The following is a 1,507-nucleotide window of genomic DNA, read 5'->3' on the forward strand; positions in this document are numbered from 1 at the left end:
TGGCGAACAGGGTGTTCCAGGCTGCTTCCCAGGGCCAGTCTGTCGGTAGGTGCAGCGTCAGTCGGCGGGCGGAGGACGCGATCCGGGCGGGGACCGAGACGAGGGTGCGGCGGAGGGTGCCGGTGGTCGCCTTCGTCAGCTTCGGGTCGCCGGTGAGGGTGGCGGCGGCGCGGGTGAGGTTGAATGCCATCACCGCGCAGACGAGCCAGGCGGCGTTGGCGGTGAATCGGCTCGACGGGAGATGGGCGAGGGCGGAGTTCTTCAGGTCGGCGTGGACTTGCTCGATGATCGCGTGGTGGCGGTGGGTTTTGTCCGCCGCGACGGTATCGAGGTCGGTGGTGGTGAAGAAGGCGTGGAACCGCCACACATCGAACAGCTCACCTTGACCTTGGTCCGTGGTCGGGCGCAGGTCGGGGATGCGCCGCACCACCAACCGCCCGGGAATGTGGTGGGCCTTGTTCTGGGAGGCGAACGCGGTCAGCGGTATCTCGGCGACCTCGGCGATCGAGATCCACTGCTCGGTCTCTTGATCGTAGATCGCGTTCGTGTAGTCGATCGGTGTCCACGCGTCGTCGCCGATCTGGGAGATCGCGGCTCGGATGGTCGGGGTCAGGCGCACCGTCACCGACACATCGACCCCGGCGCGGATCGCGGCGCTGATGGTGGGGTGCCCGTAGAACGCCGAATCGGCCCGAACCAGCGGCTTCGCCGCCGCCCCGGTGGTGCCGGTGTCGGCGCCCGCCCTGCGGAGGCGTTCGACGGTGGCGAGGGTGTCGGCGACCATCCGGGCGGCGCCGCGTGGGGACCCGCACGCGCCCCGGCGCAGACGCTGACCGACGATCACCGGCGCTGCGGTGCCGGTGGTGACCGTGGTGATCAACGCGTTGAGTTCGCGGACCCCGGAGTACCCGTAGCCGGAACCTTGTTTGCCGTGACCGTGCACTTCGATGATCGAATCGTCGATATCGACCAGCACCCGGCCGGTGTCGATCCCCGAAACCAGCTCAGTGCGGTCGGCGAGGCCGCCCAGGAACCTCGAGGCGACGGCATCGAGTTGGCGAACATGTCCGAAGGTGAATTCCCGCAGGAACGATCCCAACGTCGACGGTGCGTACGGGCGGTCGAAAACGGTGCCCATCGCCCCGTGCCGCAGCAGCGCCATGTCGGTGATGCTGTCGGCGCCGGCGACCATCCCGGAGACGAGCGATCCGATCTTGCGGCCTGCGTTGGCGCCTTTGTCCGTCGGCACACTCAGATGCTGATCTGCCAGAGTCAGCAGACCACTCTCTTGTGCCAACGCCATCACCGGTGCCAGTCCGGCAGTCGCCACCAGATTCGGGTCGTCGAACCTCGCAGCAGTCACGGGACGGGTGTGAGATAGTTGCATCTACGAGATGCCCTTCGTCGTGGCCGAATTGTTTCTGTGAGAAGTTCAATTCTTCCACCACGACAGGGCATTTCGCCGTTACGACCCGCGTCTGACCACTACTGAATCGGTGCATTCAGG

General features: G+C 66.5%; 1 protein-coding gene. It reads right to left on the reverse strand.

The window, feature by feature from the left end:
* Window positions 1-1,387, reverse strand: a 1,387-nt coding sequence (locus tag ACFWO3_RS21595; protein ID WP_378581649.1) for an IS1380 family transposase, incomplete at its 3' end; no start/stop codon positions are given.
* Window positions 1,388-1,507: the final 120 nt, after the last annotated feature.

The organism is Rhodococcus sp. NPDC058521 (assembly GCF_042719695.1).
Lineage (GTDB): Bacteria > Actinomycetota > Actinomycetes > Mycobacteriales > Mycobacteriaceae > Rhodococcus_F.